Annotated in this window: 2 protein-coding genes; both read right to left on the minus strand. The window is 58.5% G+C overall.

Annotated features, from left to right (window positions below):
* On the minus strand, positions 1-202 hold a 202-nt coding region (locus M3223_RS23965; RefSeq protein WP_251566305.1), incomplete at its 3' end, for a hypothetical protein.
* A 35-nt stretch (positions 203-237) separates the two neighbouring features.
* The coding region (locus tag M3223_RS23970) for a hypothetical protein (RefSeq protein WP_251566307.1) at positions 238-424 on the minus strand (187 nt) is incomplete at its 5' end.

Here is a 424-nt window from a genome sequence, read left to right on the forward strand (position 1 = left end):
GCACGTTAGAGCCGCCGGTTTCGACGCCGATTTCACGCAGCACCGCCATCGAGGCGTTACGCATGATCTGGTACTCTTTGTCGGTCAGGGTCTGCGCCGGGGCAACGGTGATGGAGTCACCGGTGTGGATCCCCATGGCGTCGAAGTTTTCGATGGAGCAGACGATGATGCAGTTATCGTTCTTATCGCGCACCACTTCCATCTCGTACTCTTTCCAGCCGATCAGCGATTCATCGATCAGATCAGCAGTTCGTTGGTCGGAGAGAGATCCAGGCCGCGTTCGCAGATTTCTTCGAACTCTTCGCGGTTATAGGCGATACCGCCGCCGGTGCCGCCCATGGTGAAGGACGGACGGATGATGCACGGGAAACCAACGTCTGCGGCAACCGCCAGCGCCTCTTCCATCGTGTGGGCGATACCAGAG

It is taken from the genome of Paenibacillus pasadenensis, assembly GCF_023715725.1.
Taxonomy (GTDB): domain Bacteria; phylum Bacillota; class Bacilli; order Paenibacillales; family Paenibacillaceae; genus Paenibacillus_O; species Paenibacillus_O pasadenensis_A.